The sequence below is a fragment of the Neiella holothuriorum genome, from assembly GCF_019457915.1.
GTDB lineage: Bacteria > Pseudomonadota > Gammaproteobacteria > Enterobacterales > Neiellaceae > Neiella > Neiella holothuriorum.
The window spans coordinates 15233-38627 of record NZ_JAHZSS010000025.1 but is presented as its reverse complement, the minus strand read 5'-3'; the positions used below and the strand labels follow the sequence as shown (position 1 = coordinate 38627).

Genomic DNA, 23395 nt, shown 5'->3' with positions numbered 1-23395 from the left:
TTCAGCAGAACTTTTGCTCTATTAAGGCGGCTTTTACAGCCGCCTTAATTTTACGTGTACAGTCAGGAGGAAAATGTGTCCAAACGTCGCGTAGTTGTGACCGGTCTCGGCCTATTATCGCCCGTCGGTAATTCCATTGAATCAGCTTGGGCAAACTTGCTCGCTGGTCAAAGCGGTATTTCTGCCATTGAGCACTTCGATGCGTCTGCTTACTCGACACGTTTTGCAGGCCTCGTTAAAGACTTTGATGTAACTGAATACATCAGCAAAAAAGATGCTCGTAAAATGGATGACTTCATCCAGTACGGCATCGCCGCTAGCATTGATGCACTAAAAGACTCTGGCTTAGAAATCACTGAAGACAACGCACATCGAGTCGGTGCTGCGATTGGTTCAGGTATTGGTGGCCTTGGTTTGATTGAGAAAAACCATAGTGCGCTGGAAAACGGCGGCCCTCGCAAGATTTCACCATTTTTCGTGCCATCAACCATCATCAACATGGTGGCAGGCCACATCTCAATCATGTACGGCTTGAAAGGCCCTAATATTGCGATTACCACAGCATGTACCACAGGTGTTCATAATATTGGCCACGCAGCCCGTATGATTGCCTACGGTGATGCCGATGCCATGATTGCTGGTGGTTGTGAAAAAGCATCAACGCCGTTAGGTATTGGTGGCTTTGGCGCAGCGAAAGCATTATCGACACGCAATGACGAACCACAAAAGGCCAGCCGCCCTTGGGATGCTGACCGAGATGGTTTCGTGTTGGGTGATGGTGCCGGCATGATGATGCTGGAAGAATATGAGCATGCGAAAGCTCGTGGCGCTAAGATTTACGCGGAGTTATCTGGTTTCGGTATGAGCGGTGATGCCTATCACATGACATCACCTCCAGCAGACGGCTCAGGCGCTGCTGCGGCCATGACTAATGCCATTGCTGACGCTGATATTGCACCTGAAGCGATTGGCTACATCAATGCTCACGGCACTTCAACACCAGCTGGTGATATTGCCGAAAGCAATGCGGTGAAGTCAGTCTTTGGTGAACACGCTTATGCGTTGAAAGTTAGCTCGACTAAATCGATGACCGGCCACTTATTAGGTGCCGCAGGTTCTGTCGAAGCAATCTTCACGGTAATGGCGCTGCAAACCCAAAAAATCCCACCAACCATTAACCTCGACAACCCGTCAGAAGGTTGTGATTTGGATTACTGTGCCAACGGCGCAGTCGAGCATGAAATGGATTACGCGTTATGTAACTCATTTGGGTTCGGTGGTACGAACGGCAGCTTGCTGTTCAAAAAGCTGTAACGCCTCACTTTATAACGCTACAAAAGCCTGATAGTTTCTGCTGTCAGGCTTTTTTTATGGCGAGCTGAGGCAACATTGCTCTGTGTTGTTCTTGGCATCGTGCGCAGCAATACAATCATTGGATGATGACATGATGTGGATTAACGGCATTACCAGTCAGCAAATTGGCGCAGCACAGCGAGCAGTGAGCTTTGGCGATGGCGTATTCACGACATTTCGGGTGATCAACGGCTGTGTTCAGCATATTGAGGCGCATATTGAGCGCTTACAGCGCGCTTGCCTGGCGTTAGCGATTGACGCCATTGACTGGCCGTTACTTGAGCAAGAGCTCGTGGCCGCTGCACGTTCAGCACAGCAACCCCTCATGGTCGGAAAAGCCATCGTGAGTCGCGGCCAAGGCGGCCGAGGCTATTCTTGTGAAGGCGTCGACTCGCCAGCTCGAGTTGTTGCGCTGTATCCATTTCCAAGTCACGTCGCTAAATGGCGTCAGCAAGGTATTCAGTTACTTCAAGCAGAGCTCCAACTTGGTATTCAACCTAAGCTTGCGGGTTACAAAACCTTGAATCGACTGGAGCAGGTGTTAGGCAAACAAGAGTTGTCTGCTAAAGGCGCCGTTGAAGGCGTATTTTGCGATTCGGATGGCTATGTTGTGGAGTGCAATGCCGCAAATCTTTTTTGGCGCAGAGGCGACTTACTGTACACGCCGGATCTGTCATTGGCTGGCGTTGCAGGAATCATGCGTCAGAAAATATTGGATTTTTGTCACCAACATCAGTATCGAGTGCATCAGGTACGCGTCCAGCCGGCGCAATTAGAAGAAGCTGATGAGCTGTTTATTTGTAATGGAATTATTGGTCCTGTGCCGGTAACTGGCTATCAGCAGCATCATTATTCATCTCATTTTCTGTGCCGATTACTGCAAAAGGAACTCGACCCTCTTGAAAGCTAAGTTTGTTAAGTTGGCAATGGCCTTAGCCGTTGCAGCCCTTATTGCCGGAGTGGCTGGCTACTGGTGGCTCAACCAGCAAATCGATGACTTTGCCAATCAACGGCTAACGAACGAGCAGGCCGAACTCATCACCATTCGCCCAGGGCAATCGGTGTATGCGCTAGTGAAGCAATGGCAAAAGCACCAGTGGATTGGCGAACAAAGCTGGCTACGCTGGCTGCTCAGGCAACAACCCGAACTTGGCGCCATTCGTGCGGGAACTTACCAACTCACGCCTGGACAAACCTTAGCGAACGCATTGCAGCATTTAGTGGCAGGGCAAGAGCACCAATTCGCCATTACCTTTGTTGAAGGCAGCCGCTGGTGGGACTGGCAAGCACAAATTAAACAAGCAGAACACTTAACCGGTGCAGTTGTTGTTGATGATGAGGCGGCGCTGCGTCAACGTCTTGCTATCGAGCAAGCGAGCATCGAAGGCTGGCTTTATCCAGACACTTATTTTTACACCGCAGGCACCTCTGCCGAGGAATTGTTGCAACGTGCGCATCGACGGATGGTCGAAGTACTCAATAACGCTTGGCAGCAGCGCAATGATGAAGCGGTGAAACATTTGGAATCGGCTTACCAAGCCTTAACATTGGCGTCGATTATTGAGAAAGAAACAGGCCAGCACGGCGAACGCGCATTGATTTCATCGGTATTTCACAATCGACTCGACGCCAATATGCGGCTGCAAACCGATCCCACGGTTATTTACGGGATGGGCGAGCGCTATGATGGGAATATTCGCAAAACGGATTTACGAGAAGCGACGCCGTATAATACTTACGTTATTAAAGGGTTGCCGCCAACACCAATTGCCATGGCGGGTAAAGCGGCCATTGAAGCGGCGCTGGCACCAGAGACCAGCGAGCTTTATTATTTTGTCAGTCGCGGCGATGGTAGCCATGTGTTTTCAAAAAATTTAGCTGAGCACAACGCCAATGTACGGCGCTATATTCTGAACAAAACGTCCAATAAGGAGTAGACATTGGCGGGTCGATTTATTGTTATTGAGGGCCTTGAAGGCGCCGGAAAATCTACAGCCAGTCAGTGTGTTAAGGCGTTTATTGAAGGTCTTGGCGTTGAACTACTCCACGTTCGTGAACCCGGCGGTACCGAGCTGGGCGAAGCGCTAAGAGATTTAGTCAAACGGCCAGATTTAGCTGATTCGCCATCGCCAACGACTGAATTATTACTGATGTATGCCAGCCGTGCTCAGTTGGTTGAAACGCGCATTAAACCAGCACTTGCCAACAATGGCTGGGTGTTAGGTGACCGTCACGATTTATCATCTCAAGCGTATCAAGGCGGCGGGCGGCAAATCGATCGTCATGTCCTCGAAAGTATGCGTGATTTGGTGTTAGGGGACTTTCGACCCGATCTAACCTTGTATATGGATATCGAGCCTGAGATAGGCTTGGCAAGGGCACGCGGGCGAGGTGAACTTGATCGCATCGAATTAGAGTCACTCGACTTTTTCCACCGTACTCGCGACCGCTACTTGCAGTTGGCCGCTGCCGACGAACGTATCGTGACTATTGATGCGAGTCAGTCTATTGAGCAAGTTCAGGCTGATATTGAAGCCGCGTTACAACATGCCGTCGCGCAATGGCAGGAATGAGCATGGTAAAGGCAACAGACGAACAACCCGCCATCAGTTTTGATATTAGCCAGTTACCTTGGCTGAGTGGCAGTCAGCAACGGCTGCTCGATCAAATTGCGCAACAGCGTTTACCTCACGCGATGTTGTTTACTGGTACTGAAGGCACCGGTAAATCACAATTAACGCATTGGTTAGCCCATCGCTTGCTCTGTGCGTCTCCAACGTCACTGGGCGCCTGTGGTCAATGCCGAAGCTGTTTATTAGTTCGCGCGGGGAGCCATCCTGATTTTCTCAACTTGCAAACCGAAGGGGCGAGTATTGGCGTCGATATCGTTCGCAAGGCCATTGCCACGCTTTCCGAAACAGCTCACCAGCAAGGTGCTCGCGTCGTACTGATTGAACATGCTGAGATCATGACTGAAGCCGCAGCAAATGCCCTCCTTAAAACGCTAGAAGAGCCTGGCCAAAATGCCTTTTTACTCTTGAGTGCCGCCAATGCCGGCCAGTTGGTGGCAACGATTACTAGCCGTTGTCAGGAGCATTTGGTTGCCGTACCGAATGAACAAGTCGCCCTCGATTGGCTTGCCGAGCAGGGCTCCGCTGCGACCTTGGCGCATTTACGTCTAAACGGCGGGGCGCCGCTGTTAGCCCGTAGTTTTGTGGAATCAGGCTTGCACCATCAACTCGATGCATTTCTGGTACGTTTATTTGCAGTTCTTCAAGGTGACAGTATTTCAAACGAGCTGTTGGCTGATGCAGTTGATGACTTCCCCCATAGTTACCATTGGTTGTCATCTTTGTTGCTGGACTTGCAGAAAGTCACCTTGGGGTTAACGCCTGAGCACTTAATGTTCTCGCAGCATTGGACTGAATTGAATGCGCTGGCTCAACAGCTACATCACCAATGTCCAGACTGGAGCCCTTGGCTGGCAAACTGGCGCCAAACGCTAGGTGCTCAGGGGTTAAATCAAAATTTGCAATGGCAAGCCATGCTGCTTTCACTGCAACAACTGCTGCAACAACCCAACCGGCCATTAATAGCACCAAACCGGTCATTGTGATTACCGTCGATGCTAAACCGGCCAAAACACCACATTTCTCGTTAAATCACTAAAGCACTCATGAGGTAGATACGGTTATGTCGTTGCTCGTTTCGCTGTGGTTGTTTTGGTTACTGTTATGGCTGGTTTTTACCATCATTTTAATTAAGCAAAGCCGTGATTTACTAAAACAACTTGCATTCAAAGACGAATCATTCGAATTTAGAGGTTGGCGCCGCTTGTTAACCTCTGTTTGGCGGCAAGAACATTTAGCTTACGCCGATCCAACCTTGCAACAAGTTTGCGAGGATTACCGCAAGTTACTCAATATTTGGATCTTTATGGCTGGGCTGGTGGTATTGGTCCGACTTATTATTTTGGTGACACATGGTTAATTGGTTTTACCCTGTTGCGAGCAAATGGTGTCGAATACTCAGCGTGCTTGCACTGTGTGGGTTGGTTTCGGCATGCAGCTTCAAGACAACTTACAAATTTCTCGACTGGTTAGTGCCTTGGTATGTCGACGATTATGTCAGCTTAAATGATATTCAAGAGCGCTTGCTCGACGACGAATTAGCGAGATTACTCAATTGGCATCAATCAACAGAGCTTGAGCGCTATGCCGCCGATATGGCGCTTTTTCGCGAGCAATTTGCCGCTGAGCAATGGACGGCCGAGCAATGGCTGGCTCAACTCGATCAGATGCGCAATCATCAAAAACGCCTGCTCGCCGAAGCGTTACCGAGTTTAGCTAAGTTGGCGCGTAGCCTGAGTGACGAACAAGTCGATGAACTGTTCGACAATATTGAGCAGCAGGTTGCTAAGTCGCGCAAGAAGTCGGCAGAGCGAACAGAGCAGGAATGGTTAGAGTATTGGTACGATAACACCGAAGAGGGGCTGGAGAAGTGGCTCGACTCGCTGACTAAACCACAACAAAATATTCTGACGCAATGGGCCACAACGCGACCTTATGATGAGGCGTTGATAGAACGTCAAGGCGAATTCTGGATGGCACGATTACGTGAAATATTGGCGCAGCGGTTCGAGGCAGGCTTAGAACAAGATTTACGAGACTTGTTGTTGGCTGAGCCAGAGCAAACCGCCGAAGGCTTTCAAGATTACTTAGCGCAAGTACGATATTCTTACGCCAGTTTATATGCCCAACTACAGCAAACTCTAACGCCCAAACAATTACGTTACGCCGACAAATCATTGGCGAAATGGCAAGACGATTTTACTGATTTAGCCGCACGATACGAACCAAAGGAAACCGAGCATGGGACCACTGATGCTCGACTTGCAGAGCAAGACTCTGCAAGCCGATGAACATGACTTATTGCAACACCCAGCCGTTGGCGGGGTTATTTTATTTACCCGTAACTTTGAAACTCGCACTCAACTGAATCATTTCGTCGCCGAAATTCGCGAGGTGGCAGGTAAGCCACTGCTGTTGGCGGTTGACCATGAAGGTGGCCGAGTACAACGTTTTCGTTCTGGTTTTTCAGCCATTCCGGCAATGGGTAAAATCGCCGAGTTAGTCAACGAACATTCATGGAGTGAGCTACAACTTGCCCGTGAACTAGGCTGGCTGATGGCTGCCGAGGTACTGGCTTGCGACATTGATATTAGCTTTGCGCCAGTGCTTGATCTCAACGGCATTAGTGAGGTGATTGGCGATCGAGCGTTTGCCGATAACCCAGCACAAGTGACCGAGTTGGCCGCCGCCTTCATTGATGGCATGCATGACGCGGGAATGAAATGTACCGGTAAGCATTACCCTGGCCACGGCAGTGTTGCTGCTGACTCGCACATTGCTATTCCGGTCGATGACCGAAGCGAAGCGGACGTTGCGCAAGATGAAGTGGTGTTTAAAGATCTGATCGGCAGTAAGCGGCTAGACGCGATGATGCCTGCCCATGTTATCTATCCACAACTCGATGATAAACCAGCGGGATTTTCTCCATACTGGCTTAATCGTTTACGTCAGCAGTTGGGTTTTGATGGCGTGATCTTTTCGGATGATCTTGCCATGAAAGGCGCTGAGCCAATGGGCTCTTATCCGCAACGAGCCAAAGCCGCGCTATTAGCAGGTTGTGACATGGTGTTGCTCTGTAACGACAGAGCTGGCGTGCTTGAATTGCTGGCAGATGATAGCTGGCAAAATGTTTTGCCTCACTCGCAAAGGCTCAAATCTCTGTTAAACTCCACAAAAACTGAGTGGGATTACCTTCATCAAAGTGAACGCTACAAACAGTTGTTAGCGAACTTCCCAACACTGGCGATCCCTGCGCTTTAGACTGCGCTAACTTGATCTAGAAATTATGGAGAATGCAGCATGATCATTTATTTGCATGGCTTTGATGCGACAAGCCCCGGTAACCACGAAAAAATTCTGCAGTTGCAGTTTATTGATCCGGATGTTCGCTTTGTTACATACAGCACCTTGCACCCGCGTCATGACATGTCGCACATTCTCAAAGAAGTAAAGCGGGAGCTCGATAACTGTGATGATCCAAACCCAATTATGGTTGGGGTTGGCCTTGGTGGTTACTGGTGCGAACGTGTTGCCTTTTTGAGTGGTATTCGCTCGGTCATTTTAAACCCAAACTTGCACCCTGAGCTGAACATGGAAGGTAAGATTGATCGACCAGAAGAGTACTCAAATATTGCGACTAAGTGTGTGACCGAATTTCGCGCAAAGAACAAAGGCAAAAGCCTTTGTATCTTGTCAGTTAACGATCAAACCCAAGACAATAAAGCACTAGCCGAAGAGCTAGAGCCCTATTACACGGTGGTGTGGGACGAGCAGCAAGAACACAAGTTCAAAAACATTGCTAGCCATTTGCCGCTGATGAAAGAATTTAAACAACAAATCCAATAATCACGCAGATCCGACTCGGATCATTCAACCGCCCTGCGTCACCGGCGGGGCAAGTAGAGGTAGTATGAGCAAACCACGCATCGTCGTTGTCGGCGGAGGCGCAGGCGGCCTTGAGCTCGCCACTAAGTTAGGGCGTAAATTAGGCCGCAAGGGCCTAGCAGAAGTCACTCTAATTGATAAGAATAGAACCCATCTTTGGAAACCTTTATTGCACGAAGTTGCTACCGGCGCGCTGGATGATGGCGTTGATGCAGTAAGCTATCGAGCCCACGCTGCCAACCATAGTTTTGATTTCCAACTCGGCACCATGGCCGATATTGACCGGGTTGCCAAACAGTTGGTGCTTGCGCCGTTACTTGGCGAAGATGGCGAAGAAGTGCTGCCAGAGCGCGAATTAGCGTATGACTATTTGGTGCTCGCCGTGGGCAGCGTTTCAAATGACTTTGGTACCAAAGGCGTGCGTGATCACTGCATCTTTTTAGATAGCCCAACGCAAGCGCATCGCTTTCACCGCAAAATGCTCGATTCATTTTTCCGCCTACATGTGCAAGGCGAGGGTAGTGAGCCATTGCGTATTGCCATTGTGGGGGCTGGCGCCACTGGGGTGGAGCTTTCCGCAGAATTGCATAACGCAGCGAAGCAAATGGCTGGATATGGCGTCCGTCATGTCAGTCAGAAAAACCTTAAAGTCACCTTGGTGGAAGCCGGTGAACGCATTTTACCTGCATTGCCGCCGCGTATTTCTGCCGCGGCTCACCATGAACTTACTCAGCTTGGCGTTGATGTTCGGGTGAAAACCATGATCACTGAAGCGAGTGATCAAGGCTTACACACCAAAGATGACGAGCTCATTGCCGCCGATCTTCAAGTTTGGGCGGCGGGTATTAAAGGCGCTGACTTCCTTAAAAACATTGCGGGTCTTGAGACCAATCGCAATAACCAGCTGGTGGTTAAACCGACGTTGCAGGCCACTAATGACGACGTCATTTATGTGATTGGTGATGCGGCGAGTTGCCCCATGACTGCTGGTGGTTTCGTGCCACCGCGAGCTCAAGCTGCTCACCAAATGGCGAGCCATGCTTTTCATAATATTCGAGCTCAAATGGCTGGCGAAGCATTGCTCGATTACTCGTATAAAGACCATGGCTCTCTCGTTTCATTGAGTAAGTTCAGCACCGTTGGAAGCTTGATGGGCAACTTAACCAAAGGCTCAATGATGGTGGAGGGGCGTATTGCCCGATTGGTTTACGTCTCGTTGTACCGCATGCACCAGATTGCGTTGCATGGTTATTTGAAAACAGCCTTTCTTGCGTTGTCAGATAAGATCAGCCGCGTATTTAGGCCCAAACTCAAATTACATTAATCTGTAATGCTCTCCTGTTAATTTCAAAAAAGCAGTGATAACACTGCTTTTTTTGTTTTTTCATCATGATTCCAATGGCACCTCAGTGGCCTTTTTAGCATTAGTTATGGTTACTGTGACAAGTGCCGCTGTTCGGCGGAAAAACTATCTCGAAACAACCCCGTTAACACTCTAAAATTATGCGGTTATTGTTTCCTAGAGTGGTGCGCGTAAGCGCTGCTTCAAGTTTGTCTTTTTCGGAGGATATCGATGGCGATATCAGTAACGCCACAGGAAAAAGCTGTACTCAAAAATATTTCGATCCCACCTCGCCCAGAGGTGTTGCTGAAAATTGGTGAGGAAGCCAAAAAAGATGATTGTGATGTGTCAGTGATTGCTGAGGCAATTGCCAGCGATGTTGGCATTTCTGCCGCGGTATTGCAGGTCGTTAATTCGGCAGCATTCCGGCGTGCGAAAGAAATTGAATCCATTCATCAGGCCGTAATGATGCTCGGTTTACGGCGTATCTACCCTATTGTTAAAGCGGTTGCATTGCGCAGCTCGGTTAAAGCAACGGCCGAGTTGGATGCCATTTGGGAATTGGCGTCAGAAATGGCTATGGCCTGTGCGGCGGTATGCCAAAGAATCGGCAAACCAGCATTAACCGACAATGCTTATATGCTTGGTTTGTTCCATATGGCTGGTGTGCCCATCATGATGCAAGTGTTTGATGATTATGCCGATGTCATGGCGTTAGCCAAGACCCAAGGTTGGGATGCGGTAGTTGAACAAGAACGTGCACAGTACCAAACCAGTTATGCAACCATTGGTGCATTGCTGGGGCAAACCTGGAAGTTACCGGCACAACTTGTTGAAGTGATTTATTACCAACTCGACACTGAGGGCTTGTTCGGCTCCGATGAGTTATCGGATTCCGCGTTAAACTTGCTGGCTGTGTTGAAGATCGCCCGAAAAGTCGTTGCTGATGCTGGCGGTGCTTTTGCTATTGAACAAGAGTGGACAAGTGCGCAAGATGATGTGATTGCCCAACTGGGTCTTGATGAGTTTTCATTTGATGAGCTGTTGGATAATGTGCAGCTTGACTTGGCAGGCCCCGAGCAAGACTAACCGCCTCGATGTTTTGGTGTGATTAACTCACCACATAAACATAAGCCGGGATACAAAAAATCACCGTTCAACCAAAAAGGGCTAGCACCATTAAGACGCTAGCCCTTTTTTGTTCGTGTGTAGCTGCGTTAAATCAGGTTTAAAGCGCGTAACGCCAGCAGCCCAATGGTTGTTGTAACAACAGCCAATACTGTGGTTACCGCAATAATATCGGCCGCCAAATCGGCATCACCATTCATTTGTTGCGCCATCACAAAGCTGGCTGTGGCCGAAGGCGTCGCCATCATCAAATATAAAATACCTAGGTTCATGCCACTAAAACCAAGCAGGGCACCACAAACGACCGAAAACGCCGGCAACAGTACCAGCTTAACGGCAGACGCTTGAATGATCAGACTGCGATTACCTTTCAACCGATCAAGGCTCAGTGAGCCCCCCACGCACAGCAATGCCAGCGGTAATGTCATGTTCGCTAAATAGCGGCCGCTGGTGGTGAGCCAGTCAGGCAAACGCCAACCGAGCAGCGCCAACACCAAGCCTGCAGCAATCGCCAGCAGCAACGGGTTGGTCATGGTTGACCGAATGGTTTGCAGCAGTAGACTTTGCTCAGAGCGCTCTTGCGCAGCGCTTAGCACCACAATCGCCGTGAGATTATAAACAATCGAGATAATGGCCAGATAGATACCCGCAGGCGCCAGCGCTTCATTGCCGAAGGCGTTGACGATTGTCGCCAAACCGATAATACCCATGTTGCCGCGAAAACAGCCTTGCACAAATACGCCACGCTGCGCAGGGCCCATGTTGCGGCCATACCACCATAGCAGCAAGCATGAACCAACCGTAATGGCGGTTGCGGCGGATAGCAGTTTGGGCTGAATTAAGGCGCCAACATCGGCTGTCGCGATATTTAAAAACAATAAACAGGGTAGGGTGACATTGAAGACTAATTTGGATCCGCTACGAATGAACTCTTGTGAGATCATCGCACGCTGACGAAAAATGTAACCTAACACCATCATCAGCAGAATGGGGGTGGTAACCGATAATGAAAAGCCGAAGGCTTGAAACATGAAACAAGCTTCCTTTGAATGAGCTAAGCTGCTTCCCGACTTTGGGAACGCACTAACATTAAAGACAATTTGGTCATTAATGTACCCTAATTGCGCTTTTAATGCTGCTTAAAAAGTACGTCTTTTGGTGTGAAAATAGTGCGTTTTAGTGGGCGTAACTATCGATTTAAAGTTGCGCTGAACTTGCAGATTGCGCCGTAGTCCAACAGTCACTTACTTTATTCTTTTGATGCAGGAAAACGAATCATGACAAGCGAACGCGAAAAGATGCTCGGCGGAGACATTTACGACCCGTTTGATAGCGAATTAGTCGCACTTCGCAAAGAGGCACGATTACTGTTTGAAACGCTCAATCAAACGAGCATGACGGAAATCCCTAAACGCTCGAAATTAATTAAGAAATTGTTTGGCTCAACCGGCAAGCGAATTTATATCGAGTCGTCCTTTCGCTGCGATTATGGCCGTCATATTCACGTCGGCGAAAACTTCTATGCTAACTTCGATTGCGTCATTCTCGATGTCGCAGAGGTGCGGATTGGCGACAATTGTCTGATGGCACCGCAGGTCGGTATTTACACGGCCAATCATCCACTTGATCGGGCCGAGCGGGTCAGTGGTGTCGAATTTGCGGCGCCCGTCACCATAGGTAACGACTGTTGGATTGGCGGCCATGCGACCATTAATCCGGGGGTTACATTGGGGGATAATGTAGTGGTCGCTTCGGGGGCCGTTGTCACCAAAAGCTTTGGCGACAACGTGGTCATTGCAGGCAACCCAGCGCGTGTCATTCGCCAAATCTCGTAACGCCGGTTTGCCTTAATCTGGGCGATGCAATTGTTTGTGACGATTACCAATAGCAATTGCCAGTGCGATCACCAGCATTGAAACAATGGCAATAAAGTAGATAAATCCTTTGGGCGCAATATGCAGCAGGTTCAATCCAACAAAGACGGTGAGCGCTTGCAGCATATCGCCACAACGTACCCCTAACGTTTCAATCAGCGCTCGCGCCTCATATCGCTCTTCTCGCGAGGTGGGTATATACAACACTTGCTTGACCGTATTCATCAGCGAGTAGTCGAGGCTGTTTTCAATCACCTTAATGATTTTAAACAACAGCAATACGCCCACAAATAGCACCAAGCTGTAGCCTAAGAAAATAAAGACGGGCACGATCAACAGTGAAATCTTGACGCCCAATCCATTGATAAAGCGCGACACCACGAAGAATTGCAGCATGGTACTGCCAATATTCACGGCTAAGAAATAATTGCTATAAAACTGCTTGATGTAAGCACTTTGCGACAGTGCCACGCTGCCAGATTCCAAGTCATTTTGGTAATTTCGTTCGACCAACAAGCTCACCAAATACTCCCCCAATGCGTTGGTCCAACTAAACAACAACACGAATATGGCAATGAGTTGCAAGTAGCGATTTTGTCGAATAAGTCGAAAAGCATTCAACATGCTGCGCGGAGCAGCGGCTTTGGTTACCGAGCGCTGGCTCCGATTGCGCGCTAACAATACCGGCACCTGGGAGATCAGTAAGGTACAGGCTCCCGCTGCCAACAGTAACCGACTATCAAGCTCTGGTGGCAATGCTTTTGCGGTCAACGCGCCAATCAAAGCGCCCATGGATGCACCAAAGGCAATTAAGCCAAACAGACGTTTACCGTCTTCTTCCGTTAATTGATCGCTGGCGTAAGCCCAAAATTGACTAACGCTAAGTACGCCGAAAGCACCGAGCCAAACGTAAAATAAAATACCGATGGCTGCGCCGGAATAACTGGCAGCGAGAAATAACAAAAAAGAACCAACGAAAAAGCCAATGACCGCCATCATAAATGAGCGACTGGCATAACGTCTTGAAAAGAATCCGTAAAGAGGTACTAACCCAAGCAATAATAACGCCTGAAAAGCGGTGGCATAGCTACGCCATTCGGAGCCTTGTTGAACTAAAATCAGCTCCTCTCGCACGGGCTTGAGAATGTAGGCTGTGAACATCAACATAAACAAGATGAAGCATAACGCCAGCACCTTAAGTCCTTCGCCTGGCTTAACGTCTGCGCCTAGGCGCAGGATCCGTTCTACAATCGTATATTGCGCATCTGATGAGGTGGGGCTCGTCGGGCGCTGCAATTATTTGGCCTTGTCCAAGATGAAATCGCGACGCTTGATGATGGCTTTGATTTGCTTGCTTTTGAGGTCATCACCCAATTCTTTGTTGAGCTGTTCAAGGGTTAACGACTGGAGCCGTTGTTTGTGCATTTTCGATAGCAGGAACGTTGAGCGACGGTACATTTTGGGCACGCGCACGAGGCTATTAAACGACTGAGAATGGTCGATGAAGATACCGAAAAATTCCTCATCCCACAGGATGTTGCCGTTATTCCGATCGATGTTGTAGATCAGCGTATCAAAATTAAGCATCAGGCGAGTCCAGCCCACTTCTTCGCACATGCCTTGGTAAGCAATATCGTTATCGTTGCGATGGTTATCGTCAATGACGTTCTCAACCCATAGTTGTACGGCGCCGGTTCTACCGCCAATGGTGCGTTTTACAACCGGTGGTATCAAATGCTGACCGAGTAGGCGATCGAGTTTGTAAGCGGCCAATTCGTATTTGTAACTGTCATCGCTGTCATTAATGGTTTTGAAGGACGCTCTGGTTTGCAAATCGCCTTGCTTGAGAACTAGGACACGGGAGCGCGTGATACCTGAGCCAATGGGTTTGTTGCTGACAATTTCTGCTGTTTTTAGAAATGCTTCAACATCGCTATCGCTCATACTGTTGGGGTTGTGCCGAAAACGCTCTGTTTCAGCAACGATAGTGTCACTGAATTGGTGTTTAAGGTGATGTCCGCTGGGGTGTTCGTTGCCAAAGCGCAGCGCTGACGGTGTGCCGCCGTAATAATTGGTGAGCATTCCCGTATCGGCCAGAATGACAGCGCCACCCACGCGACTGACTAACCGGCGATATTTAACGGAATGACCCACCACAATGTGGTCGATGTCATATCGTTGTTGTGCTTGCTCCACGGTGTAGGATTCAAGCAACTCTGGGCAATAGGCATTGCCGCGGTACCAAAATGGTCCGGTGCTGGAAAACAATAAGCTCTCTTGCACATCGATAAATTGTTGGGCTGACTTAAACCAAGGCTGACGTTTGGCGTTGCGACTTTCGATAAAAGTACGCACGACCGATTCGCCAGAATAGTCATTAAGGGTAAAAGGAAGTACACCTAATTCCAGCAATTCGGCGAATGCCTGTTGATGTTGTTTCAGTGCTTTTTGGGTGTCTTGGTTAAGTTCTTCAATGGAGTGTTTGAGCGAATCCTTCGATAAGCCGCCGTGCACGTACACTTGATTGTTTACTTTGACCACGGCGCGGCCGTGTTGACGGAGCCACTTACCCATCTCACCTTGAGGCGAGAACGCCTTCATTAAGCCGGTAAAACCTGTTGGGAAGCTGGCGTTGAATTGCGCTTCAAGATCGCTTTGGTTGCTGAATAATTTACTGTATTGCTTAAATAATTGTTGTCGCTGTTTGGTGGATGCTAGATCAGAGTAACTAGCAAACTCGGCCTCGCTGACGTAACGGTAATCGCCGGTCATCAGCATGATTTCATGGTTACCTAGGATTTGGCTATAACCACCGCCTGCCGCTTCAGCTTGTTGCTGTAAGCGCATCATCAACTCAATCACGCGGCGAGAGTCTTTGCCGCGGTCAACTAAGTCGCCGAGGCTTACCAAGTGGCGCTTACCGCCAATCCAATCGAGCTTGTCGTTGATTACGCCAAGCTCTTGTAGCAACGCTGTTACTTCTTCAAATGCGCCATGAATATCGCCAATAACAATGACTTCTGCATCGGTTTTAATGGTGTCTGCCTGCGCGGGAATGGACACGGCGAACATCAATATCAAACTGACAGATAGCCCGCGTAACATAGTTAAAAACATGGCTAAATTCCTTTTTGTACAATTGGTTATAAATCTAGAATGGAAGTATTAAGAGTGCAAGCAGCTGCACTGGTAAGTTTGTTGCTAACAAGCGAACAAAGGTGAATTGTTTGATCTTGGCCATGTCCACATTTTGTATGCTGTATGGTAGTGTGTGGCCGTTTTAGGTAGTTTAGCTAAGCCATTATGTGTGGCTGGCCGATTTAAAGGATAATCGAATGACCTTAGTAGCTAGGTTCATCAGCGCAGCGTTGTTGTTCTGCGCCTGCTTTTCTTACGGACAAGACACTAAACCTCAGCAGCCAACTCAACCGCAAGTTGAGGCGCAAGCGGCGCAACAAGCCGAACCAGTCATTGAAGCCAATTCACCACTTACGGCAACGGAAGCGGCTCCTGCAGAACCTGCATCTCAAGCTGCTGAACTTTCTGTTGACGCAAAAACACCTACTGTTGACGAAAAATCTCCTGCTGTTGACGAAAAAACAGCGGCTGTTGAAACCACAGAACAAACTCCGGCCCCGGCTAATTCGGTTGAAGTCGTCGAAGTGGTTGGCGTCGAAATCGAGAGTATTGAAGAGTCGACGCGCGACGAAAGCTTTCACATGGCCGATGTCACCATCAACTATCGAGTGATGGGCTCGGGAGACCCTGTGCTGTTAGTCCACGGCTTTTTAGATTCAGCTGAATTGTGGGATCCGTATGTCAGGTTGTTGGCCGAGCACTATATGGTGATTGTGCCCGATCTTCGTGGCCATGGCCGTTCGACTAACCCGTCAGGCAAATTTTCATATCGCGATGCCGCAGCTGATATGTCGGCCTTGATGGCTCACTTGAACGTCACAAAATTTAATGCTGTTGGTTATAGCGAAGGCGCTTTGATTTTAACGCGTATGGCCATTGAGCAGCCTAAGCGAATTGGCAAGTTAACCTTAATTGGCGCCGGCCCTTATATGGCGGAATCGGGTCGCGAAAACCTGCGCAAAGTTCAATACTTCACTAACTTATCGAAGTCCTTGCAGGCGGAGTTAATCCGTCTGCATCAAACAGAAGACAAAGCCGTCTCGCTCATTAATCAGTTTTATGCACTCGCTGCTGACTACTCAGAGCCTAATTTTACGCCGCCATTGTTGGGTAAAATTCAAGCGAACGTACTGATGATCAACAGCGTGCCAGATAAGTACTTTTTACTGAAGCCTGCGTTGGAGCAATATCAGCACCTAACAAAAGCAAGCCTTTGGATCATCCCAGACCGTGGTCATAATTTAGTGTTCTACGATGCGCCTGAAACCCTGCAAGCGGAATTCTTGCGGGTATTGATGAATCACCTCGACCAATAAACAATGATGAGGTCGCTTTGCCGCAGCTGTAGCAAAGCGACTTTCCCCCCAGCAAGAACTTAGCGCTAAAGCGAAATAATCAGTCCGTTACCCTTCTGTTGTTACCCTCCACGCGCGAGCCTACGCACCACAATTGATAGCTAAATCACAATTCATTTAAATTGCATTGTAAGCGCTTACATTGAGCTGTATTTTTATAACCCATTAAACCGCGTTCGACGGTTCATTTCTCATGGGAGTAGTTATGAAAATCAAACAGGCCACTTTGTTTGTTCCTGCCATTGTTGCTGCAAGCTCGTTATTGCTTGCCTGTGGCAACAATAAAGCTGACAGCGAATCGCAAGCGACCGGCAATTCTGAGGTGCTGGCGGGACAATTGTTCGAAACACAATCGACAGCATCGTCCATCGATAGTGTGGTGTGGGCCGTGAATGTTGGCGGGCCTGAATATAACGGCAATGACGGCATCGTTTATCAAGCTGATGTGGCAGGTATCGGTGGCGCTAAGGCCGAGATTGCTGAGGTGTTAGGCTCGCAAGATCCACAATTGTTCAAAAGCTATCGTCATGGCGAATTAACCATTCAACAACCTATGGCGAATGGTCTGTACGACGTTACATTTAAGTTTGCGGAGCCCCATGACATTGAGCCATTAGGCCGGGTGTTTGATGTGCTAGTAGAAGGCCAAGTGGTCATTGCTAATCTTGCTGTACGCAACGAGCGAGATGGCAATGACAAGTCTGCTTTGGTTCGTACGGTAACCAATGTTGAAGTGACCGATGGCGTCCTTAATCTTGATTTTGAAGCGTCGGTGGGCGAGGCCATCTTAAATGGTTTAGTGGTACGCAAAAAGCAGCCGGTTGAGCAAGGTTGGCAACTCTTGTGGGCCGATGAATTCGATTACCAAGGCGCACCAGACCCAACCAAATGGGGCTATGATATTTGGCCTGCAGGTAAGGTGAATGCGGAGCTACAGGCGTACACCAATCGCTTGCAAAATGCTCGGGTTGAGCAAGGTCATCTGATCATTGAAGCGCACAAAGAAACTTATGATAACGCCGAGTACACGTCTGCGCGCATTCATGCTCACGGCAAAGGTGATTTTAAGTACGGCCGCGCTGAAATTCGCGCTAAATTACCGGCTGGGCAAGGCTCTTGGCCGGCTATTTGGATGTTGCCATCGGATCCCTTTACCTATGCCACAACCTGTCAGTCTGATGCTGATTGGCAGGGCAGTGACCAGTGCGATGCGTGGCCAAACTCCGGTGAAATCGACATCATGGAGCATGTTGGTTATGACATGAATCGGGTCCACGGAACGGTTCATAACAAAGCCTATTACTGGGTGAACTGGGAGCAGCGTAAAGGCGCGGTTGAAGGCAAAGATGTGAGCGAGGCTTTTCATGTTTATGCCATGGAGTGGACGCCGGAGCGTATCGATATTTACTTCGACGATACCCTGTACTTCAGCTACATGAATGAGCATTCTGGCTGGCAAGCATGGCCGTTTGACCATCCGTTCTACTTGATTCTCAATATCGCTGTTGGCGGTGCCTGGGGCAGTGCCGGTGGCCCTGTTGATGACCGTATTTTCCCGCTGCAAATGAGTGTTGATTATGTGCGGGTCTACCAGCGAGCCGAACAACAATAAGCTGATTTAGCGAGTCGATGGGCTGTTGCTCATCGACTCGCTCAGGCGCTTCTGCAATTGATACTGCATAGGCGCCTGGCGGCGTTTGCATTCACGTCTTGCCGGGCAAGAACGCGCCGTTTTCTTTGCTCAATCGAGTGCTGCCTAACGCTTGGACCAAGAAGCTAGTGACTTGGGCATTTCCTGAGCGCCAAGATGAGCTGGGTTTTGTGGCTTATTATCACCGCTGCTCTTATCCAGCTTTAAGAAAGCTATTTGAAAGCAAAGGCTTTGAGATTGACCTGATGCGCTTTCGTTATTATCAATCGGGCTACTATGTGGCGCTATTTCCGGTTTACCTACTGTCTGCATTGTATGATTGGGCCATGTGGAAATTAGGCGTGAAAAAACTTGCCTCCCAATTTCTGGTGGTGGCTTCGAAGCCTGACCACTCTGATCACAACTAAGTCTATTGCCCCAATACGTTTTTGAGTATTTGCGAATCATTGGCTATCTATTCCGTTGGCTAATGAACACGCGACAGGGCCAAGTTGTTCTTCAATGGCTCGATAATTCAGCGGTTATGGTGTTGCTCTAACTGCCGATGTTAAGCTCTGTGGCCTTTCCCCAAGATTCGTCTTCCTTCGCTTTACACGTCGACAAATGGCGCTGCCTGCCTTGCTATTTTGTCCGGTTGTTCGACCTCAATCTTGTTTTGTCGCAAACACTACAAAGCTTAATTTAACTAAATCAAAAGGTTATGTTGGGTATGGTGATTGCAGCAGGTTCCACGTGATCGCAACACTTGCATCCTTGAAGGTCAGCTCTTGCACAAGTTGATGGTTCAACCGGATTGCAGTCGTGGAGGAACCAGAATGAAACGAAATGAAATTGCAGAGCTGCTGGATGAACCGGCATGTGAACACAACAAGGGCGATAAAAGCGGCTGTAGCCGACCAACGCCGGGTAATACTGCCGGAGGTTGCAGCTTCGACGGTGCCCAAATCAGTTTATTACCGATTGCCGATGTTGCGCATATCGTACATGGGCCAATTGCTTGTGCCGGTAACAGTTGGAATAACCGTGGCACGCGCGCCAATGGCCGAAATCTATTTCGTCTTGGTTTTACCACGGATCTCAATGAGCAGGACGTGATCATGGGCCGGGCAGAGAAACGATTGCTCCACGCCATCAAAGAAGTGATCGAACGTCACGATCCGCCAGCCGTATTTGTTTACATGACCTGTGTGCCTGCACTCGAAGGGAACGACATTGATGCCATTTGCCAGCTTGCCCAAGAGCGCTGGAATCGCCCTGTTGTTGCCGTCGATGCTGCCGGCTTTTATGGCAATAAAAACCTTGGCAACCGTATTGCCGGCGATGTCATGGTACGCAAAGTGATTGGTAGCGCGGAGCCGCCAGAAAAGCCGCAGATGCGTCATGATCCGAGCCGCAAAGTTCACGACATTGTGTTGATTGGTGAATACAACATTGCCGGCGAATTCTGGCATGTCTCACCATTATTGGAGCAACTTGGATACCGCGTGCTGAGCTGTATGGCTGGCGATACTCGTTTTCACGAAATTCAAACCATGCACCGCGCCGATGCTGCCATGGTGGTGTGTTCAAGAGCGCAAATTAATGTTGCTCGAAACCTTGAGCAACAGTGGGGTGTTCCTTGGTTCGAAGGCAGTTTTTACGGCCTTGAAGACACCTCGAATTCACTGCGTCAATTTGCCCGCCTGATTGGCGATCCTAAATTAATCGAAGAAACCGAGCAGTTGATCGCTTTTAAAGAACTAGAAACCAAAGCGCTGTTAGCTCCCTATCGCGATCGGCTGCAAGGGAAACGAGCTTTGGTCTATACCGGTGGCGTAAAAAGTTGGTCGGTCGTCGCAGCATTACAGCAACTTGATATTGAAGTGGTGGCAACTGGCACCAAGAAATCGACTGAGCACGATAAAGCCCGAATTCGCGAGATCATGGGGGAAGATGCGCTAATGCTTGATGAAGGCGGCGCGCGCAATTTACTCGATGTGGCTGCTGATCATCAGGCCGACTTAATGATTGCCGGTGGTCGCAACATGTACACCGCCCTTAAAGCCAAAATGCCATTTCTCGATATTAACCAAGAACGCGAGCATGCCTATGCCGGTTACGCTGGATTGGTGAACTTGGCCAAAGAATTATGCCGCACCTTAGAAAGCCCAATTTGGCAGCACGCGCGTTCGTCTGCTCCTTGGCTGGAATCGTCTGAGTTAATTCATTTGAGCTCGGTTCGCCAGCACGCCACGTGTTTGGATAAGGAGCAGTAATCATGGCAAAACGAATGACCAACAAACGCGCCTTAGTTGAGCGACCACTGAAAACGAGCCAACCGACTGGCGCCACCTTAGCCATGCTCGGCGTTGCTAATAGCATTCCTTTAATGCATGGCTCTCAGGGCTGTGCGGCATTTGCCAAAGTGTACTTGATTCAACATTTTCGTGAGCCAGTGCCACTGCAAAACACCGCCATTGATCAAGTCGCCGCCGTCATGGGCGGCGATGAAAACCTGACCAGTGCCATTGCCTTGTTATGTGAAAAACACGCTCCTGATGTCATAGGCGTGTTGACGACAGGCCTAACCGAAATGCAAGGCACCGATATTGATCGTGTGGTTGCGGAGTTTCGTCAGGGGCACCCGCAATATGCGGCGACTCGAGTGGTGGTGATGAATACGCCGGACTTTTCTGGCTCTTTGCAAACAGGCTACGCGGTCACCATTGATGCGCTGGTTAAACAACTAGTTCAACCCGACATTGCGTCTGTTGGTGGTAAGCCACAATTGAACGTGTTGGCGTCCAGTGGATTGACCGCTGCCGACATTGATTTGTTACGCCGTTACATCGAATCGTTTGGCTTTGATGCCAAAATATTGCCTGACTTGTCGCAATCGCTCGATGGCCATGTCGATGGCGGCGACTTCTCGCCAACCAGCAGTGGCGGTATACCAGTACAGGCCATTGAGAGCATGAGTGCGAGTGTCGCAACCTTGGTAATAGGTGAGTCACTGCTAAGCACCGGTCAGTGGTTACAGCAACAGCATCAGGTGCCGTGTCACTTTGTCGGCATGACCATGGGGATTGCAGAAACCGATCAACTGATTCAGCTTTTGACTCAGCTGAGTGGTCTACCCGTTCCCGATTGGATTAGCCACAGCCGCAAGCGATTGCAAGACGCCATGCTGGATTGTCACTTTTTACTGAGCCAAAGCTCAATTGCCATGGCACTCGAAACGGATCTCGCTGCGGGTTACCAAGCGGTGGTGGCCGAGCAGGGCATGAATATCCGCCGTGTTGTGACCGCCAGCGCATGTGTGAGTGGCACCAGCTGGCCAGCGCAAGATTGGATTGTGGGCGACTTATCGGATGTGGAAGCGGTATTAGACGACGTTGAGCTGGTGGTGGGCAATACCCATTGCGCCAACCTATGCGAACCGCAAGTGCCGGTGATGCGCGCGGGCTACCCATGTCACGACCGCTTTGGCGTTGCTGATGTGGTTCAAATTGGCTATCAAGGAGCCCGTTCTATTCTGTTTGGTTTAGCGAACTTAATGCAGGCGCATCATCAAGATGAAGTCGCGCCTCATTACTCCAAATATCGATTTGAGCCATCGGAGGTTACGCCAACAACCAAGGTGGCAGGAGGTCAGCAATGAACAGTGCCCCTCAACGTAAATTGCAATTGATTGATCGCGCCGCGCATTCGTTTTGGTTTCATGTGGCCTTTGCCACCAATGATCAAGAACACATTAATCAGCACTTTGGATCATGCAAAGCGTTAGCCGTGTATGGCCTTGATGACGCTCAAGCGGGCTTAGTCGAAGTGATTCAGTTCAATCCGACCATTGCTGGTCACGATCAAGGCAAGCTGATGGCGCGTTATCAGGCGCTTGAGAATTGTGCCGCAGTTTACTGCAACGCCATAGGCCCTTCGGCGGTTGGCCATTTGCTGGCAACCGGAGTGCAGCCGGTGAAGGTGAGCGCTGGCATGTCTATTCATCAGGCGCTGATTGAATTACACCAACAACTTTTAGACGGGCCACGAGGCTGGCTCGCCAAAGCGATGAAGCATCAAGACTCCAACACCAGCCATAAGCAGCAGCTTAATGCATTGCTTGATGATGAATGGTAAGCCGGAGCAATGCGCACCAAATTTAGGAACCTAATAATTAAAACCGGAGAATAATCATGCCAGCGGATGAATTTATGGGTAAGACTCGCGGCGGCGACAGTTGGGAGCCGCAATTTGTAACGGACATCAACCAGGCAACCTGCATTGGTTGTGGCCGTTGCTATAAAGTATGCCCACGCGACGTGTTTGACTTAGTCGAACGAGAAATCGATGAAGATGATGATGATTTTGACGAGTATGAAGACGATGTGATGATGGTGATGGAGCTCAAAGATGCTGGCGACTGCATTGGCTGTAGCTCTTGTGCTCGCGTTTGCCCGAAAGCTTGCCACACCCACGAGCCAGCGAGCGCATTTGCGTAAGAGGTTTGATGATGCAGCAACCGCAACCTGTTACTGAGCCGTTATCAACCACCAACACAGTGGCAACCATGCGGGTTAGTGCTGTTCAGCAAGGTTTTGTGACTGTCTCAGGGCAGCGTCAAGGCGGGTGTACTTCGTGTCAGCAACGTAGTCAGTGCCCCTCTGGTGCGTTTGCTTCAAATGCTGAAGTATCACTCACTGTGCCTTCAGATGAATCCTTTCTGATTGGTGACGCGGTGGCGGTTAGCTGCTCACAACAGCAAATGCTTAAAGCCTTTTCATTACTGTTTGGCTTGCCATTGTTGGGCATGTTGAGCATGCCGTTTGTACTGGAAGTGATGACGCATGCCATTGCCCAAGACAACAATCTGGTGATTTGCGTTGAAGCTATTTCGGGCTTGCTCATAGGCTTAGGACTAGGCCGCCGCGCCAGTAAAAAGCAAGGCTGGCAACTAACGGTTCAACGCAGAGAACAAAGTTAGCACTGTTGGTGATGTGTTTTACGTTGAGCAACAACTTCGCCAGCGCTAGCCAAAGTGCTGGCAGGGTTCGCCTGTCACA

The 23395-nt window shown here is 49.3% G+C and carries 23 protein-coding genes; 20 read left to right on the top strand and 3 right to left on the bottom strand.

Going from position 1 to position 23395, the window contains the following annotated elements:
• The first annotated feature begins 75 nt into the window (after positions 1-75).
• The 11 genes from fabF (at position 76) to K0504_RS16295 (ending at position 10299) form a co-directional block, all read left to right on the top strand.
• A complete protein-coding gene (fabF, locus tag K0504_RS16345; protein WP_220105230.1) occupies positions 76-1314 on the top strand; it encodes a beta-ketoacyl-ACP synthase II in 1239 nt (412 codons plus the stop codon).
• A 130-nt stretch (positions 1315-1444) separates the two neighbouring features.
• Entirely contained in the window at positions 1445-2263 is an 819-nt protein-coding gene (gene pabC, locus K0504_RS16340) for an aminodeoxychorismate lyase (RefSeq protein ID WP_220105229.1), read from the top strand.
• Entirely contained in the window at positions 2253-3290 is a 1038-nt protein-coding gene (gene mltG, locus K0504_RS16335; protein WP_220105228.1) for an endolytic transglycosylase MltG, read from the top strand. The genes pabC and mltG overlap by 11 nt, the downstream gene beginning before the upstream one ends.
• Before the next feature lie 3 nt (positions 3291-3293).
• Complete coding sequence (tmk, locus tag K0504_RS16330) at positions 3294-3926, top strand: dTMP kinase (RefSeq protein ID WP_220105227.1); 633 nt, start codon at positions 3294-3296, stop codon at positions 3924-3926.
• Positions 3927-3928: 2 nt separating this feature from the next.
• The gene (holB, locus tag K0504_RS16325; RefSeq protein ID WP_220105226.1) at positions 3929-4969 is read left to right on the top strand and encodes a DNA polymerase III subunit delta'; all 1041 of its coding nucleotides are present in this window, start codon (positions 3929-3931) and stop codon (positions 4967-4969) included.
• Positions 4970-5046: 77 nt separating this feature from the next.
• The gene (locus K0504_RS16320; RefSeq protein ID WP_220105225.1) at positions 5047-5343 is read left to right on the top strand and encodes a hypothetical protein; all 297 of its coding nucleotides are present in this window, start codon (positions 5047-5049) and stop codon (positions 5341-5343) included.
• Positions 5336-6274, top strand: a complete 939-nt coding sequence (locus K0504_RS16315; protein WP_220105224.1) for a DUF6279 family lipoprotein — start codon at positions 5336-5338, stop codon at positions 6272-6274. Before K0504_RS16320 ends, K0504_RS16315 begins: the two co-directional genes overlap by 8 nt.
• The gene (nagZ, locus tag K0504_RS16310; protein ID WP_220105223.1) at positions 6225-7244 is read left to right on the top strand and encodes a beta-N-acetylhexosaminidase; all 1020 of its coding nucleotides are present in this window, start codon (positions 6225-6227) and stop codon (positions 7242-7244) included. Before K0504_RS16315 ends, nagZ begins: the two co-directional genes overlap by 50 nt.
• A gap of 39 nt (positions 7245-7283) precedes the next feature.
• Positions 7284-7829: an alpha/beta hydrolase YcfP gene (gene ycfP / locus K0504_RS16305; RefSeq protein WP_220105222.1), complete on the top strand. Its 546-nt coding sequence runs from the start codon at positions 7284-7286 to the stop codon at positions 7827-7829.
• 64 nt (positions 7830-7893) lie between these two features.
• Positions 7894-9192 (top strand): NAD(P)/FAD-dependent oxidoreductase, encoded by a 1299-nt coding sequence (locus K0504_RS16300; RefSeq protein ID WP_220105221.1) that lies wholly within the window; start codon positions 7894-7896, stop codon positions 9190-9192.
• A 249-nt stretch (positions 9193-9441) separates the two neighbouring features.
• Positions 9442-10299 carry an HDOD domain-containing protein gene (locus K0504_RS16295; protein WP_220105220.1) on the top strand — a complete coding sequence of 286 codons (858 nt, stop codon included), beginning with the start codon at positions 9442-9444 and terminating at the stop codon, positions 10297-10299.
• A gap of 128 nt (positions 10300-10427) precedes the next feature.
• On the opposite strand, the gene K0504_RS16290 is transcribed toward K0504_RS16295, so the two are convergent.
• The gene (locus tag K0504_RS16290) at positions 10428-11369 is read right to left on the bottom strand and encodes an AEC family transporter (protein ID WP_220105219.1); all 942 of its coding nucleotides are present in this window, start codon (positions 11367-11369) and stop codon (positions 10428-10430) included.
• Between the two features lie 246 nt (positions 11370-11615).
• Here K0504_RS16290 and K0504_RS16285 point away from each other — a divergent pair, with 246 nt between their 5' ends.
• Positions 11616-12173, top strand: a complete 558-nt coding sequence (locus K0504_RS16285; protein WP_220105218.1) for a sugar O-acetyltransferase — start codon at positions 11616-11618, stop codon at positions 12171-12173.
• 12 nt (positions 12174-12185) lie between these two features.
• Here K0504_RS16285 and K0504_RS16280 read toward each other — a convergent pair whose 3' ends face one another.
• Positions 12186-13508: an NTP/NDP exchange transporter gene (locus K0504_RS16280; protein WP_220105217.1), complete on the bottom strand. Its 1323-nt coding sequence runs from the start codon at positions 13506-13508 to the stop codon at positions 12186-12188.
• Entirely contained in the window at positions 13509-15329 is a 1821-nt protein-coding gene (locus K0504_RS16275; protein ID WP_220105216.1) for a metallophosphoesterase, read from the bottom strand.
• 218 nt (positions 15330-15547) lie between these two features.
• Between K0504_RS16275 and K0504_RS16270 the strand changes: the two genes are divergently transcribed.
• The 8 genes from K0504_RS16270 to K0504_RS16235 all read left to right on the top strand — a co-directional run bounded on the left by K0504_RS16270 (position 15548) and on the right by K0504_RS16235 (position 23316).
• Positions 15548-16666, top strand: a complete 1119-nt coding sequence (locus tag K0504_RS16270) for an alpha/beta fold hydrolase (RefSeq protein ID WP_220105215.1) — start codon at positions 15548-15550, stop codon at positions 16664-16666.
• Between the two features lie 244 nt (positions 16667-16910).
• The gene (locus K0504_RS16265; RefSeq protein WP_220105214.1) at positions 16911-18317 is read left to right on the top strand and encodes a family 16 glycosylhydrolase; all 1407 of its coding nucleotides are present in this window, start codon (positions 16911-16913) and stop codon (positions 18315-18317) included.
• 167 nt (positions 18318-18484) lie between these two features.
• Positions 18485-18763: a hypothetical protein gene (locus K0504_RS16260; RefSeq protein ID WP_220105213.1), complete on the top strand. Its 279-nt coding sequence runs from the start codon at positions 18485-18487 to the stop codon at positions 18761-18763.
• A 408-nt stretch (positions 18764-19171) separates the two neighbouring features.
• On the top strand, positions 19172-20611 hold the full coding sequence (nifE, locus tag K0504_RS16255) for a nitrogenase iron-molybdenum cofactor biosynthesis protein NifE (protein WP_220105212.1): 1440 nt from the start codon (positions 19172-19174) through the stop codon (positions 20609-20611).
• Between the two features lie 2 nt (positions 20612-20613).
• On the top strand, positions 20614-21996 hold the full coding sequence (gene nifN / locus K0504_RS16250; protein WP_225918196.1) for a nitrogenase iron-molybdenum cofactor biosynthesis protein NifN: 1383 nt from the start codon (positions 20614-20616) through the stop codon (positions 21994-21996).
• Positions 21993-22472, top strand: a complete 480-nt coding sequence (locus K0504_RS16245; protein ID WP_220105211.1) for a NifB/NifX family molybdenum-iron cluster-binding protein — start codon at positions 21993-21995, stop codon at positions 22470-22472. Before nifN ends, K0504_RS16245 begins: the two co-directional genes overlap by 4 nt.
• Before the next feature lie 56 nt (positions 22473-22528).
• Entirely contained in the window at positions 22529-22834 is a 306-nt protein-coding gene (gene fdxB / locus K0504_RS16240; protein ID WP_220105210.1) for a ferredoxin III, nif-specific, read from the top strand.
• A gap of 8 nt (positions 22835-22842) precedes the next feature.
• Positions 22843-23316, top strand: a complete 474-nt coding sequence (locus tag K0504_RS16235) for a SoxR reducing system RseC family protein (protein ID WP_220105209.1) — start codon at positions 22843-22845, stop codon at positions 23314-23316.
• The last annotated feature ends 79 nt before the right edge of the window (positions 23317-23395 follow it).

Bases quoted from the DNA above. Each gene is read 5' to 3' on its own strand.
- pabC (WP_220105229.1), top strand. From the start codon at position 1,445: ATGATGTGGATTAACGGCATTACCAGTCAGCAAATTGGCGCAGCACAG.
- holB (WP_220105226.1), top strand. From the start codon at position 3,929: ATGGTAAAGGCAACAGACGAACAACCCGCCATCAGTTTTGATATTAGC.
- K0504_RS16320 (WP_220105225.1), top strand. From the start codon at position 5,047: ATGTCGTTGCTCGTTTCGCTGTGGTTGTTTTGGTTACTGTTATGGCTG.
- K0504_RS16315 (WP_220105224.1), top strand. From the start codon at position 5,336: ATGGTTAATTGGTTTTACCCTGTTGCGAGCAAATGGTGTCGAATACTC.
- nagZ (WP_220105223.1), top strand. From the start codon at position 6,225: ATGGGACCACTGATGCTCGACTTGCAGAGCAAGACTCTGCAAGCCGAT.
- ycfP (WP_220105222.1), top strand. From the start codon at position 7,284: ATGATCATTTATTTGCATGGCTTTGATGCGACAAGCCCCGGTAACCAC.
- K0504_RS16300 (WP_220105221.1), top strand. From the start codon at position 7,894: ATGAGCAAACCACGCATCGTCGTTGTCGGCGGAGGCGCAGGCGGCCTT.
- K0504_RS16295 (WP_220105220.1), top strand. From the start codon at position 9,442: ATGGCGATATCAGTAACGCCACAGGAAAAAGCTGTACTCAAAAATATT.
- K0504_RS16290 (WP_220105219.1), bottom strand. From the start codon at position 11,369: ATGTTTCAAGCCTTCGGCTTTTCATTATCGGTTACCACCCCCATTCTG.
- K0504_RS16285 (WP_220105218.1), top strand. From the start codon at position 11,616: ATGACAAGCGAACGCGAAAAGATGCTCGGCGGAGACATTTACGACCCG.
- K0504_RS16275 (WP_220105216.1), bottom strand. From the start codon at position 15,329: ATGTTTTTAACTATGTTACGCGGGCTATCTGTCAGTTTGATATTGATG.
- K0504_RS16270 (WP_220105215.1), top strand. From the start codon at position 15,548: ATGACCTTAGTAGCTAGGTTCATCAGCGCAGCGTTGTTGTTCTGCGCC.
- K0504_RS16265 (WP_220105214.1), top strand. From the start codon at position 16,911: ATGAAAATCAAACAGGCCACTTTGTTTGTTCCTGCCATTGTTGCTGCA.
- nifE (WP_220105212.1), top strand. From the start codon at position 19,172: ATGAAACGAAATGAAATTGCAGAGCTGCTGGATGAACCGGCATGTGAA.
- nifN (WP_225918196.1), top strand. From the start codon at position 20,614: ATGGCAAAACGAATGACCAACAAACGCGCCTTAGTTGAGCGACCACTG.
- K0504_RS16245 (WP_220105211.1), top strand. From the start codon at position 21,993: ATGAACAGTGCCCCTCAACGTAAATTGCAATTGATTGATCGCGCCGCG.
- fdxB (WP_220105210.1), top strand. From the start codon at position 22,529: ATGCCAGCGGATGAATTTATGGGTAAGACTCGCGGCGGCGACAGTTGG.
- K0504_RS16235 (WP_220105209.1), top strand. From the start codon at position 22,843: ATGATGCAGCAACCGCAACCTGTTACTGAGCCGTTATCAACCACCAAC.